At 69.9% G+C, this 16,553-nt stretch carries 16 protein-coding genes; 9 read left to right on the top strand and 7 right to left on the bottom strand.

The annotated features are described in order from the left end of the window. Positions 1 to 16 precede the first annotated feature (16 nt). Both E7Y32_RS16495 and E7Y32_RS01000 read left to right on the top strand, forming a co-directional pair. Entirely contained in the window at positions 17 to 421 is a 405-nt protein-coding gene (locus E7Y32_RS16495) for a hypothetical protein (RefSeq protein ID WP_146335415.1), read from the top strand. After that, positions 312 to 2,582, top strand: a complete 2,271-nt coding sequence (locus E7Y32_RS01000; RefSeq protein WP_146335414.1) for a thioredoxin domain-containing protein — start codon at positions 312 to 314, stop codon at positions 2,580 to 2,582. Before E7Y32_RS16495 ends, E7Y32_RS01000 begins: the two co-directional genes overlap by 110 nt. Before the next feature lie 238 nt (positions 2,583 to 2,820). On the opposite strand, the gene E7Y32_RS00995 is transcribed toward E7Y32_RS01000, so the two are convergent. Continuing rightward, positions 2,821 to 3,462, bottom strand: a complete 642-nt coding sequence (locus E7Y32_RS00995) for a hemolysin III family protein (protein ID WP_146338093.1) — start codon at positions 3,460 to 3,462, stop codon at positions 2,821 to 2,823. Between the two features lie 256 nt (positions 3,463 to 3,718). On the opposite strand from E7Y32_RS00995, the gene E7Y32_RS00990 reads away from it, so the two are divergent. Then, positions 3,719 to 4,480, top strand: coding sequence for an isoprenyl transferase (locus E7Y32_RS00990; protein WP_146338091.1), 762 nt, complete (start codon positions 3,719 to 3,721; stop codon positions 4,478 to 4,480). 234 nt (positions 4,481 to 4,714) lie between these two features. After that, complete coding sequence (locus tag E7Y32_RS00985; protein WP_146335413.1) at positions 4,715 to 6,157, top strand: PhoH family protein; 1,443 nt, start codon at positions 4,715 to 4,717, stop codon at positions 6,155 to 6,157. 382 nt (positions 6,158 to 6,539) lie between these two features. Here the strand turns inward: E7Y32_RS00985 and E7Y32_RS00975 are convergent, their stop codons facing one another. Beyond that, positions 6,540 to 7,187 (bottom strand): GNAT family N-acetyltransferase, encoded by a 648-nt coding sequence (locus tag E7Y32_RS00975; RefSeq protein WP_146335412.1) that lies wholly within the window; start codon positions 7,185 to 7,187, stop codon positions 6,540 to 6,542. 94 nt (positions 7,188 to 7,281) lie between these two features. Here E7Y32_RS00975 and E7Y32_RS00970 point away from each other — a divergent pair, with 94 nt between their 5' ends. The 3 genes from E7Y32_RS00970 (at position 7,282) to E7Y32_RS00960 (ending at position 9,058) form a co-directional block, all read left to right on the top strand. Then, complete coding sequence (locus tag E7Y32_RS00970) at positions 7,282 to 7,803, top strand: A24 family peptidase (protein ID WP_146335411.1); 522 nt, start codon at positions 7,282 to 7,284, stop codon at positions 7,801 to 7,803. 9 nt (positions 7,804 to 7,812) lie between these two features. After that, positions 7,813 to 8,283, top strand: a complete 471-nt coding sequence (locus E7Y32_RS00965; protein WP_146335410.1) for an NUDIX domain-containing protein — start codon at positions 7,813 to 7,815, stop codon at positions 8,281 to 8,283. 106 nt (positions 8,284 to 8,389) lie between these two features. Then, positions 8,390 to 9,058 (top strand): vWA domain-containing protein, encoded by a 669-nt coding sequence (locus E7Y32_RS00960; protein ID WP_146335409.1) that lies wholly within the window; start codon positions 8,390 to 8,392, stop codon positions 9,056 to 9,058. A gap of 106 nt (positions 9,059 to 9,164) precedes the next feature. On the opposite strand, the gene E7Y32_RS00955 is transcribed toward E7Y32_RS00960, so the two are convergent. From E7Y32_RS00955 to E7Y32_RS00945, 3 genes are all read right to left on the bottom strand, one after another. Next, complete coding sequence (locus E7Y32_RS00955; protein WP_146335408.1) at positions 9,165 to 10,601, bottom strand: class II fumarate hydratase; 1,437 nt, start codon at positions 10,599 to 10,601, stop codon at positions 9,165 to 9,167. A 64-nt stretch (positions 10,602 to 10,665) separates the two neighbouring features. Then, positions 10,666 to 11,280, bottom strand: coding sequence for a carbonic anhydrase (locus tag E7Y32_RS00950; RefSeq protein ID WP_146335407.1), 615 nt, complete (start codon positions 11,278 to 11,280; stop codon positions 10,666 to 10,668). Positions 11,281 to 11,290: 10 nt separating this feature from the next. Then, the gene (locus E7Y32_RS00945) at positions 11,291 to 12,010 is read right to left on the bottom strand and encodes a DUF4245 domain-containing protein (RefSeq protein WP_146335406.1); all 720 of its coding nucleotides are present in this window, start codon (positions 12,008 to 12,010) and stop codon (positions 11,291 to 11,293) included. Between the two features lie 193 nt (positions 12,011 to 12,203). On the opposite strand from E7Y32_RS00945, the gene glpX reads away from it, so the two are divergent. Together glpX and galE are read left to right on the top strand one after the other, a co-directional pair. Beyond that, on the top strand, positions 12,204 to 13,226 hold the full coding sequence (gene glpX / locus E7Y32_RS00940) for a class II fructose-bisphosphatase (protein ID WP_186372267.1): 1,023 nt from the start codon (positions 12,204 to 12,206) through the stop codon (positions 13,224 to 13,226). A 119-nt stretch (positions 13,227 to 13,345) separates the two neighbouring features. Continuing rightward, the gene (galE, locus tag E7Y32_RS00935) at positions 13,346 to 14,320 is read left to right on the top strand and encodes a UDP-glucose 4-epimerase GalE (protein WP_146335405.1); all 975 of its coding nucleotides are present in this window, start codon (positions 13,346 to 13,348) and stop codon (positions 14,318 to 14,320) included. 10 nt (positions 14,321 to 14,330) lie between these two features. On the opposite strand, the gene E7Y32_RS00930 is transcribed toward galE, so the two are convergent. Together E7Y32_RS00930 and manA are read right to left on the bottom strand one after the other, a co-directional pair. Then, on the bottom strand, positions 14,331 to 15,302 hold the full coding sequence (locus tag E7Y32_RS00930; protein WP_146335404.1) for a peptidoglycan bridge formation glycyltransferase FemA/FemB family protein: 972 nt from the start codon (positions 15,300 to 15,302) through the stop codon (positions 14,331 to 14,333). Positions 15,303 to 15,305: 3 nt separating this feature from the next. Further along, complete coding sequence (manA, locus tag E7Y32_RS00925; RefSeq protein WP_146335403.1) at positions 15,306 to 16,553, bottom strand: mannose-6-phosphate isomerase, class I; 1,248 nt, start codon at positions 16,551 to 16,553, stop codon at positions 15,306 to 15,308.

Raw genomic sequence — 16,553 nt, 5'->3', positions numbered from 1 at the left:
ACAGAAGGTTTCCACCGTGCATTCCTTGCTCATCGCCCTGGCGACATCCCCGGCGCCCGCCCCGTCGCCGTCGTTGCGCCCCGGGCTCGACCAGGACCAGGTCACCCCGGGCCTGCTGGGTTTCCTGCTGACGGCCTTCATCGTGGTGCTCACGGCACTGCTGATTGTGGACATGGTGCGCCGGATCCGCCGGGTCCGGTACCGTGCGCAGGTGGAGGAAGAACGCGCCGCGGCGGAGGAAGCCGCACAACGTGACGCCGCCCGGCCCGGGGGCGTCCAGCCCGAGGGCGCCCAGCCCGGTAGCGGCAGCGATGCCGGGCTGCCCGGCGACGACGCCCGGACCGGCCGCGACGCCCGGACCGGTGGCGGCGCGGACACGCGCCCGGAGGCCAACGGTGACGCCGGACCCGGGAACCGCTGACCGCGGCTCCTCCGCTGACCGGCCCGGGGCGGCCAACGCCCTGGGCGGGGAACCCTCTGCCTACCTCCGCCAACACGCCGGCAACCCGGTGCACTGGCGCCCCTTCGGCGATGAAGCCTTCGCCTTCGCCGCAGCCCGCGACGTGCCCGTCTTCCTCTCGATCGGCTACGCGGCCTGCCACTGGTGCCACGTCATGGCCCGCGAGTCCTTCGAGGACCGGGACACCGCCGACTTCCTGAACGCCAACTTTGTCCCCGTAAAGGTGGACCGGGAAGAACGCCCCGACGTCGACGCCGTCTACATGGCCGCCACGCAGGCCATCAGCGGCGAGGGCGGCTGGCCGATGTCCGTCTTCCTGCTCCCCGACGGGCGGGCCTTCCACGCCGGCACCTACTATCCGCCCCGGCCGCTGCCCGGCCGGCCCTCTTTCCGCCAGGTGCTCGAGGCGGTCCGTGAGGCCTGGCTGGAGCGCCGCAGCGCCGTCGAACAGAACGCCGACGCGCTGGCACGCGGCATCGCCGCCGCCCAGGCCGGCGCCGCCGTGCGTGTCGACGAGCCCGCGCCGGACCTGGATCCGGAGCTGCTCTCCGAGGCGGTCCGCTCCCTGGCCCGCGCCGAGGACGCCGCCGGAGGTTTCGGCGCCGCGCCCAAGTTCCCGCCGTCGGCGGTCCTGGAATTCCTGATCCGCCACGCCGCGGTGCCGTCCGGGACGGCGGAGGCGGCCCGGGATTTGGCCGGGCGCACGCTCGCTGCGATGGCGCGCTCGGCCCTCTTCGACCGGCTCGAGGGCGGGTTCGCCCGTTACTCGGTGACCCGAGACTGGTCGGTGCCGCACTTTGAAAAGATGCTCTACGACAATGCCCAGTTGCTGCGGGTCTACGTCCACTGGATCCGGCTCGGCGGCACCGAGGCGTACCCGGCCGGGGAGGCGGCCGCCGTCGCCGGCAGCACTGCGGACTGGATGCTCGCCGCCCTGGGGCTGTCCGGCGCCGGGGGACCGGAGGCGGAGGGCCCCGCGGCGCTGGCCTCATCCCTCGACGCGGACACCGTGGTGGACGGGGTGCACGCCGAGGGCGCCAGCTACCTCTGGACTGCCGGGGAGCTGGCCGCACTGCTGGGCCCGGCGGACGGCGCCGCCGCCGCCGGGCTGATGAATGTCCGCGCGGCGGGGACGGTGTCAGCGGACGGGTCGCCGCTGCATCCCGGCCGGGCGCTGTCCGGGGCGGAGGAGGAGCTGTGGCAGCGGGTGCGGCCGGTGCTGCGCGGCGCCCGTGCGGTGCGGCCGCAGCCTGCCCGGGACGAGAAGGTGGTGGCCGGCTGGAACGGCCTGGCCGTGGCCGCCCTGGCCGAGGCCGGGGCCGTGCTGGAGCGGCCGGAGCTGCTGGATGCCGCCGGACGGATCGCCGGCTACCTTGAACGGGTGCACTGGACCCCCGGCCACCGGTCTGAACCGGGCAGGCTGGTCAGGGTCTCCCACGGCGGGACGGCCCGCGGCATCGGCGGCCTGCTGGAGGACTACGCCTTCTGCGCCGAGGGCCTGTTCGCGCTCTACGCCGCCACCGGCCGGACCCGCTGGTACACCCTCGCCGAAGACATCGTGGCCGCCGCCGGTATCCGGTTCACCGCGGGCGGGGAGCTGCACGACGCGGCGGGCGAATCGTCCCAGGTCAGCAACGCCCAGGGCGGCACGGCCGGGATGGACCCGTTCGACAACGCCACGCCCAGCGGTGCGGCCGCGTTTGCCGGGGCCCTGCTGACCTCGTCCGCGCTCTCAGGATCTGCCGAACACCGTGCTCTGGCCGGGAACATCCTGTCGCTGCTGCCGCCGCTGGCCGTGCGGGCGCCCCGGGTGGCCGGCTGGCTGCTCGCCACCGCGCAGGCCGCGCTGGCAGGCCCCCTGGAGGCCGCCGTCGTCGGGCCGGACACGCCGCAGCGGGCCGCGCTGCACCGGGTGCTGTTGCACTCGCCCAGCCCCGGACTGGTGATCGCGCTGCAGGACCCGGCGGGGGAGTCCGGTGCCGCCCTAGTGCCCCTGCTGGAGGGCCGGGAGGCCGCTCCGGACGGGGCACCGCAGGCCTTCCTGTGCCGGGGCATGGTCTGCCGGCTGCCGGCGCGTTCCGCCGGGGAGCTCCGGGAACAACTGGCTACCATGGCTGAATGACTTCTTCCCCGGCCTCCCCGGACCCGTTTGAGCTGGTGGTTTTTGACTGTGACGGCGTCCTGGGCCCGGAACTGATCGCCGCAGGACGGCCGGACTATGGGCCGACTCCGTCGCCGGATTTTCCCCGGGTTCGACGGCGGCGGACGGCGTGTCGGGCCGGAGTCCCGGCGGGTCTCGGCGTCGGGCCGTCAAACGTGGGGAGAATCCGCGCCGGTGCCTCCCGGACCGGCACGAGGCCTCAGCCCAGGACGGCGATCGCGATGCCGATGTAGTGTGCCGCGAAGGCAAAGACCGTGAAGGCGTGGAACAGTTCGTGGAAGCCGAAATGCTCGTAGCTGAAGTTCGGTTTCTTCAGGGCGTAGAAGACGGCGCCGGCAATATACAGCGCTCCGCCGACGCAGATCAGCACGGCGGCGGGGATGCTGGCGGCAAAGAAGTCCGGCAGGTAGAACAGGGCGCCGCAGCCCAGGGCGATGTAGATCGGCACATACAGCCAGCGCGGGGCATCGGTCCAGAGCAGCCGGAAGAGCACCCCCAGCACGGCGCCGGACCAGATCACCCAGAGCAGCAGCACGGCCTTGGGCCGCTCCAGGAGCGCCCAGGCCAGCGGGGTGTAGCTGCCCGCAATCACCAGCATGATGTTGGTGTGGTCCAGCCTTTTCAGCACGATCTTCACACCCGGGGACCAGTTCCCGCGGTGGTAGACGGCACTGACACCAAAGAGCAGCACCCCGGTGAACGCATAGACCGCCGAGGCGATCTTCAGATCCGCCGTGGGGGCCAGCAGCACCAGCGCCAGGCCGGCGGCAAGCGCCAGCGGCGCGGTGACGGTGTGGATCCAGCCCCGCCACTTGGGCTTGATCATCAGCAGTTCGGCGATCCTTACGGCGGCGTCGTCGACCGGGCTGTTGCTGCGGGCCGAGGGGCCTGATGCGCTCTGCGCGGACCGCTCGGATCCGGGCTCCGGACTGGTGCTCTCCATGCCGCCATAATAACCTACGGTCCAGTAAGTTACCCATCGGTAACAAGGGGTGCGGCGGAAAATGACGGCGGCGGCGTGCGCGGCACCGGCCCTCCGGCGGGTAGCCTAGGAATGCACTGCCGTCAGACCCCAAGGAAGCCAGGTGAATCTCCGGATGGAACTGCCCGGGTTCCTGTATGGCTTCTACGAGCGCAAACTCCAGCGTTCCCTCGACCCGGAGCGGATCCCGCGGCACATCGGGGTGATGGTCGACGGCAACCGGCGCTGGGCCCGGCAGTTCAACGCCCCCACGAGCCAGGGCCACCAGGCCGGCGCGGACAAGATCCACGAATTCCTCGGCTGGTGCCAGGAGCTCGGCGTCAAGGTGGTCACGCTCTACATGCTCTCCACCGACAACATGAACCGCTCCGGCGAGGAGCTGGACCTGCTGATGGGGATCATCGCCAACACCCTTGACCGCCTCGACGAGGACGCCGACATCTCGGTGCACGCCATGGGTGCACCGGAGCTCCTGCCCGACTACCTCGCCGAACGGCTGAACAAGCTCACGGCCCGCACCCCGGCGCACGAGAAGATCCACGTCAACGTCGCCGTCGGCTACGGCGGACGCCGGGAAATCGTCGACGCCGTCCGCGAACTGCTGCACGACGCCGTCGCCCGCGGCGCCGACATCGGCAAGCTGGCGGACGAACTCAGCGTCGACGACATCTCCCGCTTCCTCTACACCCGCGGCCAGCCCGACCCGGACCTGGTGATCCGCACCTCCGGGGAGCAGCGGCTCTCCGGGTTCCTGATGTGGCAGAGCGCCTACAGCGAGTTCTATTTCTGCGAGGCCCTGTGGCCCGCGTTCCGCAAGGTGGACTTCCTGCGCGCCCTGCGGGACTACGCCGGCAGGCAGCGCCGCTTCGGCGCCTGAACGGTTCACCCGCCCGTCACCTGATGTCCGCAAGAATCGCCGAAAAATAGTCCGGCAATCGACGCGCCGTGGACGTACGTTAATCCCATCAGCAGGCAAACCGCCGGCTGATCGGGGAGGCCAGTACATGGAGCGGAAGTTCGCACCGGGTGTATGGGAGGCCGCGTCCGGCCTCACGGCCGAGCCGCCTCACCAATAACAATTCCGGGCCGGCGGCCCGGGGCTGGAGTCGATGTGGCTATTTCTGAAGTATTGCCCGGCGTCATTTCCGACCAGGGCAAGAAGGCTACCTCTCGCGCCAAGCGAGCAACTTCCACGACCGGCGCAGCGAATCCCGACGTTGCGGCCGGTCTTGCTGTTTCCGGGGAAGGAACGGCAGAACGGGAATCCGCCCGAAGCTACGTGATCGACACCTCCGTGCTGCTGTCCGACCCGCGCGCGCTGCTGCGGTTCGCCGAGCATGAAGTCATCCTGCCGATCGTGGTCATCACCGAGCTGGAAGGCAAACGGCACGACCCGGAGCTGGGCTATTTCGCCCGCAAGGCGCTGCGGCTCCTCGATGACCTCCGGGTGGAGCACGGCGGCCTGGACCGCCCCATCCCGCTGGGCACCGAGGGCGGCACCCTGATGGTGGAGATGAACCACATCTCGGCTGAGGTCCTGCCGGCCGGTTTCCGCGGAGGCGACAACGACAGCCGGATCCTGGCCGTCGCCAAGAACCTCGCCAACGAGGGCCGCGACGTGACCGTGGTATCCAAGGACCTGCCGATGCGGGTCAAGGCCTCCGCCATGGGCCTGCTCGCGGACGAATACCGCAACGAGCTGGTCAAGGACTCGGGCTGGACCGGCATCGCCGAAATCGACGCCGCCGAAGACGAGGTCGCCACCCTCTACGGCCACGAGCCGGTCTTCATTCCGGCCGCGGCCGAGCTGCCGGTCAACACCGGGCTGGTCCTGCTCTCCGGCCGCGGCTCCGCCCTGGGCCGGGTCGGGGCGGACAAACAGGTCCGCCTGGTCAAGGGCGACCGGGACGTGTTCGGCCTGCACGGACGCTCCGCCGAGCAGCGGCTGGCCATCGACCTGTTGATGGACCCGTCGGTGGGGATCGTGTCCCTCGGCGGCCGCGCCGGCACCGGCAAGTCCGCCCTCGCCCTGTGCGCCGGCCTCGAGGCCGTCCTGGAGCGCCGGGAACACCGCAAGGTGATCGTCTTCCGGCCGCTCTACGCCGTCGGCGGCCAGGAACTCGGCTACCTGCCCGGCTCCGAGTCGGAAAAAATGACCCCGTGGGCGCAGGCCGTCTTCGACACCCTCGGCGCACTGGTCAGCCAGGAGGTGGTCGAGGAGGTCATGGACCGCGGCATGCTCGAGGTCATGCCGCTCACGCACATCCGTGGCCGCTCACTCCACGACGCGTTCGTCATCGTGGACGAGGCCCAGTCCCTCGAGAAGAACGTCCTGCTCACGGTCATGAGCCGGATCGGGCAGAACTCCAAGATCGTCCTGACCCACGACGTCGCCCAGCGCGACAACCTGCGGGTCGGACGGCACGACGGCGTCGCCGCCGTCGTCGAGACACTCAAGGGCCACCCGCTCTTCGGCCACATCACCCTCACCCGCTCCGAGCGCTCGCCGATCGCGGCTCTGGTGACCGACATGCTCGAGGGGGCGGAAATCTAGGCCTCGCCGTCCGCTTGGGGCCGTGGTTGGGTTCGCCCCGCTGCGGCCCTTTGCGTTGGGGGTCGTGGTTGGGTTCGCCGTGGTTGGGTTCGCCCGCCGCGGCCCTTTCGCCGTCGCTTAGCGCGGCGATCCCTTCCCAAGGCTCGCAGGCTCGCCGTGGGGCCCTCGGGACGCCGCTTCGTCCCATCGCCCCCCGACGGTCGCTGGGCGACCTTTGGGGGCCGATGTGCCGCGATGCGCGACTACACGAAAGGCCCGCGGCGCGGCGTGTGCGTTCGTCACCTTCACGGGGACGCGGTGGCCCGCGTAGTAGCGCATCGCCGACGGCAGCGCAGCGACGGGAGGTGTCTAAGCGACGGCGGGGCGCCGTTGCCCTGCCGTGCTACCCGATCCCCAGGTACTTTGCGGTGGGTTCGTGGCCTTGGACTTCGAGCGTCCAGTCGGGGCGTTTGAAGGTGGCGGGGGTGAGGCGGACTTTTTGGACGTCGCGGAGCTGGCCGCCCCAGTTGGCGCGGGTGGTTCCGTTGAGTTCGTAGCCGAGGGAGCGGGAGACGCCGAGGGATTGCTGGTTCCAGGCCGCCGCGGAGGATTCGGCGACTTCGGCGCCGAGCCAGTCGAACGCGTAGAGGGCCACGGCGGCGCGCATCTCCTTGCCCAGTCCCCGGCCCTGCACGCCCCGGATTAGCCAGGAGCCGGTGCTGACCGTCTTCAGGGTGGCGAAGTCCTTGGCCCCGACGTCTTGGCAGCCGATGAAGTCGCCGTCGTGCCAGATGCCCAGCAGCAGCGTCCAATCCTGCGGCGACATAGTGCCGCGGCAGCGCCAGTACCACTGGGCCATGTTCGGCCCGAGCTCCTCGGCGGGGAACTCGGTCCACGGAGTACTGAACGGGCTGTGTCCGGGCTCGTGGATGCCGCTCAATGCCGCCTGCACCGCCGCCGGGATGTCCTCGTCCCGGATCGGCCGGAGTGTGAGGCGGGGCGTGGCCAGGGTGAGGCCGAAGGGCGGCCAGTAGCGGGCGAGGTCAGTCATCCGGGAAGCCTAGCGCCGGGCCGGACCGGCCGCCAGTCACACGCCGCCGGGCCGCGTGCGGCGCCGCCGCGGCAAAAACCGGTAGCATCCGAGGGTGATCCATCGTCTCGGTGACCTGGGGGGAGCCGCCCCGCTGGCCTTCTGGCTGGTGCTGCTGGCGTGCGCGTACTTTGCCGTGATGGCTGCGCGGCTGACCGTCATCGACATCCGGCACCACCTGCTGCCCAACCGGATCATCTTTCCCTCCTACGCGGTCGCGGGCGTGCTGCTGCTCGCCGGTGCCGCGGCGGGCGGCGGCGCCGGGCTGTTCGGTGTGCCCGGGCTCCGGGTGCTGGCCGGCGCCGCGGTCCTCTGGCTGTTCTACTTCCTGCTGCGCGCCGCCTACCCGCCGGGGATGGGCTTCGGCGACGTCAAGCTCGCCGGGGTGCTGGGCCTGTACCTCGGCTTCCTCGGCTGGGGTCACGTCTTCGCCGGAACGTTCGCGGCCTTCCTGTTCGGCGGACTCTGGAGCGTGGCCCTGCTCCTGACCCGGCGCGGCACCCTGAAATCGGACATCCCGTTCGGTCCCTTTATGCTGGCGGGCACCGCGGCCGCGATGCTGCTGCCCGCAGGCTAGGCTGGCGGCATGGCCACTCCCGACTTCATCCTGAAACTGCGCGAGAAGATCAGCCACGAGATGCTGTGGATTCCGGGCGTGCGGGCCGTGGTCTTCGACGACGCCGGCCGGGTCCTGCTCGGCCAGCGGGCGGACAACGGCCGGTGGGGGCTGATCACCGGCATCCTGGAACCGGGCGAGGACCCGGCGCCGGGCCTGCTCCGGGAGGTCCTGGAGGAAACCGGGGTGGTGGCCGTGGCCGAGCGGCTCGTCTCGGTGGACGCCGTCGGACCCACCACCTACCCCAACGGGGACGTCTGCCACTTCCTGACCCTGGTCTTCCGCTGCCGGTACGTCTCGGGGGAGGCGCGCGTCAACGACGACGAATCCCTCGCCGTGGGCTGGTTCCGGCCCGAGGAGTTTCCCGAACTGATGCCGGGCCACCTGGAGGCGATCGAGCGGGCCCGGGATCCCGAGGGCCCCGCGCACTTCCGCAGCTGAGGGTTCGGGCAATACTGTCGCAGCCCCGCCGTAGCCTCATGCTTATCCAGCCCTCCGCTGGGGACAGTGGGCCCGGGGTACCCCTCCGGGCCGGAAATGGGGAAGCATGACAGATTCGGCACTGACGCACGTGTACGTTCTCCTGGACCGTTCCGGGTCCATGAGCTCCATCGCCGACGAGACGGCGGGCGGCTTCGCGGCCTTCGTCCGCGAACAGCAGGCGGTGGCAGGCCGGTGCAAGCTCTCACTGGCCCAGTTCGATGACGTCTACGAACGGGTCTACGCCGCAGTGGACATCCAGGACGTCCCGCCGCTGGTCCTCCAGCCCCGCGGCAGCACCGCCCTGCACGATGCCATGGTCCGGCTGATCGGGGAGGCCGGCGCGGAACTGGCGGCGCTGCCCGAACCGGAGCGTCCGGGCACTGTGCTCGTGGCCGTGCTGACCGACGGGCACGAAAACGCTTCGCGCGAAGCCAGCGGCGCCATGGTCAAGGCCTTGGTCGAGCGCCAGCAGCACCAGTACGGCTGGCAGTTCACCTACCTCGGAGCCAACCAGGACGCTGTCCTGACGGCGCACGGACTCGGCATCCGGGCCGAAGACGCCCTGACGTATGCCGCTGGCAACGTGGACGCCGCCTTCTCCGGCCAGTCCGCCAAGACCCGCCGGCTGCGGGAGGCGCGCATGGCCGGGGCCAGTCTGGCGGAGGCCTCGGCCCACTCCGCCTACACCGCCCAAGAGCGCCGTGCCGCCGGGGGAGAGGTGCCGCGGGAGTAAGCCCGGGCCTCCGGCGGTAGTTAAAGCCCGACGGCGGCCGGCGCCTTTCGCTGGAAAGGTGCCCGCCGCCGTCGGACGCGGTGCCCGCTGCAGCGGGCGCAAAGGCCTAGGCCTTGTGCGGCGGCCGCGTCATGGACATCACGTCGAGGGCGGTGTCCAGCTGCTCTTCGGTCAGCTCACCGCGCTCGAGGAAGCCCATCGCCACGACGGTCTCGCGGATGGTCAGACCCTCGGCGACGGCCTTCTTGGCGATCTTGGCGGCGTTCTCGTAGCCGATGAACTTGTTCAGCGGCGTCACGATGGACGGCGAGGCCTCGGCGAGGAAGCGGGCCCGCTCGACGTTGGCGGTGATGCCGTCGATCATCTTGTCCGCCATCACACGGCTGGTGTTGGCCAGCAGGCGGACGGATTCGAGCAGGTTGGCGGCCATCACGGGGATGCCAACGTTGAGCTCGAAGGCGCCGTTGGTGCCGGACCAGGCGATGGCTGTGTCGTTGCCGATGACCTGGGCGCAGACCATGATGGACGCCTCGCAGATGACGGGGTTGACCTTGCCGGGCATGATCGAGGAACCCGGCTGCAGGTCCGGGATCGCGATTTCGCCGAGGCCGGTGTTGGGGCCGGAGCCCATCCAGCGCAGGTCGTTGTTGATCTTCATGAAGGAGATCGCGATGTTGCGCAGCTGGCTGGAGGCCTCGATCAGGCCGTCGCGGTTGGCCTGGGCCTCGAAGTGGTCGCGGGCCTCGGTCAGCGGCAGGCCGGTGTCCGCGGCGAGCAGCTCGATCACGCGCTCCGGGAAGCCGGCCGGGGTGTTGATGCCGGTGCCGACGGCGGTGCCGCCGAGCGGGACCTCGGCGACGCGGGGGAGGGAGGCGTTGATGCGCTCGATGCCGTAGCGGACCTGCGCGGCGTAGCCGCCGAACTCCTGGCCAAGGGTGACCGGGGTGGCGTCCATCAGGTGCGTGCGGCCGGACTTCACGACGTCCTTGAACTCGGCGGCCTTGCGCTCGAGCGATTCCGCGAGGTAGCCCAGCGCCGGGATCAGGTCGTTGATCAGGGCGGACGTGGCGGCAACGTGGACCGACGTCGGGAACACGTCGTTGGAGGACTGCGAGGCGTTGACGTGGTCGTTCGGGTGGACCACCTTGTCGCTGCCGGCGGCCTTGAGCGCGCGGGAGGCGAGTTCGGCCAGGACCTCGTTGGTGTTCATGTTCGAGGAGGTTCCGGACCCTGTCTGGAACACGTCGATCGGGAAGTCGCCGTCGTACTTGCCGGCGGCAACCTCGTCGGCGGCGTCGGCGATTGCCTGGGCCAGCTCACCGTCGAGCACCCCCAGTTCGGCGTTGGCCTGCGCGGCAGCCTTCTTGACCCGGGCGAGGGCTTCGATGTGGGCGCGCTCCAGGGTCTTGCCGGAGATCGGGAAGTTCTCGACCGCACGCTGCGTCTGGGCACGGTACAGCGCGTTCACAGGGACGCGGACTTCGCCCATCGTGTCGTGTTCAATGCGGAACTCTTCGGTGTTCAAATCTGCTGTGGAAGTCATGGGGCTAGCTTATTCGGCCCAAGCGTCCCACCGAAAACCGTGAACCGGCGCAGAAATGAAGCTTCTAGAGCTCGCCGATTCCGGAGACCAAGTCGGCGCGGCCCTCCGCGAGCCGGTAGGCCAGCCCGATCACTGCAGCGCGGCCGCTCTCGACTGCCTCGGAAATCACCTTGGAGCTGTCCACCAGGCGTTGCGAGGTCTGCTTGACGTTCTCGACCACCATGTCATTGACGTCCGGCTGCTCGTTGCGCAGCGAGGTCAGCACGGACGGCGTGATGCGTTCGACCAGACTGCGGATGAAGCCGGTCGGCATCTGGCCGGTCTCCACCGCGTCCTTGGTGGCGATGACGGCGCCGCAGCTGTCGTGGCCCAGGACCACGATCAGCGGCACGCCCAGGACGCCGATGCTGTACTCGAGCGAACCGAGCACCGCGTCATCGATCACCTGTCCGGCGGTGCGGACGACGAAGGCGTCGCCGAGGCCCAGGTCGAAGATGATTTCGGCGGCGAGGCGGGAGTCGGCGCAACCGAAGATGACGGCAAAGGGGTTCTGGGTCTCCACCAGCGAGGAGCGCCGCGAGGCATCCTGGTTGGGGTGGGAGGATTCACCGGCGACGAAGCGTTCGTTGCCTTCGCGCAGTCGGCGCCAGGCCAGGGCGGGAGTCAGCTTAGTAGTCACCCTGCTTACTTTACGGCGCCGGGGTGGCCTGAGCGGAACTTGTTGCCGCCGGATTACTTTCCAGCGACTTCACGACGGCCGCGGCGAGCACGGAGAACTCTTCCAGGGATGCCGGCCCGGTCAGGACCACTGTGGTCCCGCGGTAGTCGAGCACCATGGACTTCTCGCCCTTGCCGGTGTCGCGCAGCTGCCAGTCGCGGCCGCCGGCGCTCCGCGTCCCGGTCACCGGGGCGCTCTTGGTCTGCTGCAGCAGCCAGGTCGGATTGGACTGCCGGGTCTGGACCAGGCCGATGAAGGAGTCCTTGGGCGTCAGGTAGCCGACCTCCCAGGTGGCCACGCCGCTGCCCGAGCCGGACTCCCAGCGGGCGTAATTCGAGCGGAATGCGTTGCCGGTATCCGGGGCCACCGGTGTGAATCCCGCCACACCTGCCGCGTTGGAAGCGATGGCGCTGACGTTGATGTTGGGGCGGTAGCCGTCGGACTTGGGGGACGGGTTCATCAGCACCACGGGCAGGAAAGCGCCGATGCTCAGGACCAGGGCGATGATCATGCCGATCACCGAGGCGTTGGCCCGCTTGGCGGCAGCCGCCCGGATGACGGGCTTCACGGGCTGGGCTCCGGCGGCTTCGGGTCCTGTGCCCGCGGCTTCGGGGGATGCTCCGCCGGCCGGTGATCCGGCGGCCTCGGGCGGGGTGTCCTGCAATTCATTCACCCCTCTATAGTCGCCCATTCCGAGCCGATCTCACATTCGGCCGGAGGGCGCCCGTTGGCGCGGGGCCGTTCATGGTGGCGTCATTCCAGCACCGATCGCGGCCGCCGCGACTATGATCAGTAACAGACGGATCCCCGCGGCAGCCGGACACCGGATGCCGCTGGTTCAACGATCGCCACTCGAAGAAGAGGTTCACGTGTCACCAGCGTCCATGACCCAGAAGTACTCCACGCTTTCCCCGTCGCTCGCCGTCGGAATCGATGAGCCTGACCGCAACCTTGCCCTGGAACTGGTCCGCGTCACCGAAGCCGCGGCCATCGCCGGCGGCCACTGGGTCGGATTCGGCGACAAGAACAAGGCCGACGGGGCCGCCGTCGATGCCATGCGCTCCTTCCTGCAGACCGTCCACTTCAACGGCGTCGTGGTCATCGGCGAAGGCGAAAAAGACGAAGCCCCCATGCTGTTCAACGGCGAACGTGTCGGCGACGGCACCGGCCCCGAGTGCGACGTCGCCGTCGACCCGATCGACGGAACCCGGCTGACCGCCCTGGGCATCAACAACGCCCTGGCCGTCCTGGCCGTCGCCGAGCGCGGCTCCATGTTCGACCCCTCCGCCGTGTTCTACATGGAAAAGCTCGTCACCGGCCCGGAGGCCGCCGACATGGTGGACCTGCGCCTGCCGGTCAAGCAGAACCTGCACCTGATCGCCAAGGCCAAGGGCGTCAAGGTCAACCAGCTCAACGTGATGATCCTGGACCGCGACCGGCACCGCCCGCTGGTCGAGGAGATCCGCGAGGCCGGCGCCCGGACGAAGTTCATCATGGACGGCGACGTCGCCGGCGCCATCGCCGCGGCCCGTGCCGGCACCGGCGTCGACGCCCTGATGGGCATCGGCGGAACCCCGGAAGGCATCGTCGCGGCCTGCGCGATCAAGTCCCTCGGCGGCGTCATCCAGGGCCGGCTCTGGCCCACCAGCGACGAGGAGAAGCAGAAGGCGATCGACGCCGGACACGACCTGGACCGGGTCCTCTCCACCAACGACCTAGTCTCCAGCGACAACTGCTACTTCGCCGCGACCGGCATCACCGATGGCGACCTGCTCAAGGGGGTGCGCTACTCCAAGGACAAGGTCCTCACCCAGTCCATCGTGATGCGCTCCAAGTCCGGGACCATCCGGTTCGTCGACGGCGAGCACCAGGCCAGCAAGTGGGAGGGCTACGCCCGCAAGCACTAGCCTTCTGGCATGACAGGATCCCGGGATGCGCCCTGCGCCCCGGGATCCTGCGTTTTCCGGTCCGGCGCCACGGCCGGCCGCTTTTCCGTTGCTTCGCTGGCATTGGATAGGGTGGAGCCATGACTTGGCTTGTTACTGGCGGTGCAGGGTATATCGGTTCCCACGTGGTCGCGGCGTTGCGCGCGGCATCGATGTCGCCGGTGGTGGTGGACTCACTCTCGAGCGGGCACCGGGAGTTCGTGCCGGAGGGCGTGCCGTTCGTGCACGGGAGCATCCTCGACGCGGACCTGGTGGCCCGCACGATGCTCGATCATGCCGTGACCGGCGTAATCCACCTCGCGGGCTTCAAGTACGCCGGCGTTTCCGTGCAGGAGCCGTTGCTCACCTACGAGCAGAATGTCACGGGCACCGCCGAGTTGCTGAAGGCGATGGAGCGCGCCGGGGTGGACAAGATGGTCTTCTCCTCCTCGGCCGCCACCTACGGCACCCCCAGGGCGGACGTCGTCACCGAGGCGACCCCGACCCAGCCCGAATCCCCCTACGGAGAGAGCAAGCTCATCGGGGAGTGGCTTATCCGTGACCAGGGCGTCGCACGCGGCCTGCGGCACACTTCGCTGCGCTACTTCAACGTGGTGGGTTCCGGCTCGCCCGAGCTCTACGACTCCAGCCCCCACAACCTTTTCCCGATCGTGCTGCGCGCGCTGACCTCGGGCAAGACCCCCCGGATCAACGGCACGGACTACAACACCGAAGACGGCACCTGCGTGCGTGACTACGTTCACGTTGCAGACCTCGCGACCTCCCACGTGGCCGCGGCGCAGGCCCTCGCTGCAGGCAAGGCGCTGGAACGCGTCTACAACCTCGGCTCCGGCGACGGGTTGTCCGTGCGGCAGATCATGACGGCCATGGCCCAGGTGACGGGCATCGACTTCGATCCCGAGATCGGTCCCCGGCGGGCCGGAGACCCTGACCGGATCGTTGCCGACGGTACCCTGGCCGCGCGCGATCTGGACTGGAAGATGCGCCACACCGTCGAAGAGATGGTGGCCAGCGCCTACGACGCCCAGAAGCGCGCGGCCGCAGCGGCAGCCTAGGAACCGGCGGCTACTTCCGGAGCCGGGCGCGCAGGCCGGTGAGGAGCTTCTTCCCCGTCTGGGCTCCCATCCGGGCGAGCTGGTAGGCGCCGTAGCGGAGTTTCTTCACCGGCAGGTCCCAGGTCCCCGGGTAGGCGATTTCACGGCCGCCGAAGGATTTCTTGAACGCCGTGAAGCCGGCCCACTTGTGGCCGGGCTCGTCGGCCGGCGCCACACCCCAGAGGTCCACGTGCGCCAGGCCCTTGTCCTTGGCGTCAGCCATCAGCGTCACCAGCAGCGGAATCCCGGCGCTGAGCTTGCGGTGCGTGTCGTCCAGCGCGGCGTGGGCGTAGGTGCGGGTGTCCGCCGAGTCGTACGCCAGGGCCGCGGCGATCGGCTCGCCCTCCAGTTCCGCGATGAAGAGCGTGGCCGCGCCGGCCGGCATCAGCGACCGTGCCACCTGGCTCAGGTACTCGTCACTTTGCGGCTTGAAGCCGTTGCGCGCCGCGGTCAGGTGCAGGAACCTCAGCAGCACGGAAATCTCTGCGGGGTCCTGGCTGGACCGGAACGTCACACCCTTCTTGTGGATGTTGCGGTACAGGTTGCGGTTCACCGGCTTCATGTCCGCCAGCACGTCTTTGAAGTCGCGGTCCAGGTCCACGATCCAGCTCAGTTCCGGCTGCAGGTTCGCCGGTGCGGGACGCAGGCCCCGGCTGCGCAGCACGGTGCCGGCGTCGGCGGCGGTGAAGCCCGCGTCGACCGGCTCAACCCGGACGAACACCGCCCCGCACCGGCGTGCCAGTGCCGTCAGGGACGCAAGCGCGGCGTCGAAGGCCTCCAAGGAATCGGCCAGCGGGCCGTAGGGGACGTAGAGCAGCTTGCCGGCCGGGTTGCTTTCCTCGACGGCGAGGAACCGCCAGCCCGTGCCCGCCTCTTCGTGGACGGTGCGGCCCAGGGCGCGCTGTACCTCGGCCCAGTGGGGGCCCTGCAGGAAGTAGTCCACGGCTCAGGCCTTCATTCCGGTAGTGACGGCAAAGGCCACGGCGGGCCCGGTGGCGCCGGCGACGGGGTGCACGTTGACGGGTGCCTCGGCGGCCGGCAGGAATGCGGACGCGCCGTGCGCCAGCTGGAGATCGCCCCTGGGGGAGTCCAGCAGGACCGCGCCGGCGACGACGATGATCACCGCTGCCCCGGACTGTGCCAGCGGGACGGGCTCCGCGCCCGGGAGCAGTTCCACCCGCTGCAGCGCGAATTCCCGGAACGGGGGTCGGTAGAGTTCCTGGCCCAGCATCGTGGTCTCGGCGGAGAGTCTCGGCACGGCGACGGCCTCGAAGGCAACCGTTTTCAGCAGCTCGGGCACGTCCACGAATTTGGGCGTCAGGCCGCCGCGGAGCACGTTGTCCGAGGAGGCCATCACCTCGATGCCGAGGCCGTGGAGGTAGGCGTGGACGTTGCCGGCCGGCAGGTACACGGCCTCCCCGGGCGCCAGCGAAACCCGGTTCAACAGCAGCGAAATCAGCACCCCGGGATCCCCGGGATACTCACCGTTGAGGTTCACGGCGGTGTCCAGCTCCGCCGCGTGGGCTCCCAGCGGCGCGCCGGAGACGAGGGCGGCGACGACGGCGGCGGTCGCCTCGGCGACGTCGTCCCCGCCGGCGATCAGCCGCTCGAAGGCTGACCGCAGGGCGGCCGGTTCATCCGGCTGCGCGAGGTCATCCAGCAGTTGCGGGATCAGCGGCGGCAGGTCCAGTCCGGCCAGGTCAAAGCAGGAGGCCAGGTGCAGGAAGACGGCGCGCGACTCCGCCGCGGGCCGGAAACCGCACAGCGCCTCGAAGTCCGTCAGGGCGAAGATCATTTCCGGCTTGTGGGAGGCGTCCTTGTAGTTGCGGGTCGCGGCGGCGTGGTCGACGCCGGCGGCTTCCTCGCGGGCGAACCCCTCCCGTGCCTGCTCCAGCGTCGGGTGCACCTGAAGGGACAGCGGCCGCTCGGCGGCGAGGACCTTGAGCAGGAACGGCAGCCGCGGACCGAACTCGGCCACGCTCTCGCCACCGAGGTGGTGCTCCGGGTCGCCGGCGATCAGCGCGTCCAGCGCCAGCCGGTCGCCGCCGTCGGCCGCCACGGAGGGCGAGTCCGGGTGGGCACCGATCCACAGCTCGGCTTCCGGGCCGCCGCTGGCCGGTCGGCCGAGCAGGCCGGCGATCGCGGTCCTGGATCCCCAGGCGTAGGGCCGGAGGACGTTCTCAAGTTCGTACAC

This window comes from Arthrobacter sp. UKPF54-2 (genome assembly GCF_007858535.1).
Taxonomy (GTDB): domain Bacteria; phylum Actinomycetota; class Actinomycetes; order Actinomycetales; family Micrococcaceae; genus Arthrobacter.
The sequence above is the reverse complement of the archived record's forward strand: the minus strand, read 5'-3'. Positions and strand labels throughout refer to the sequence as shown.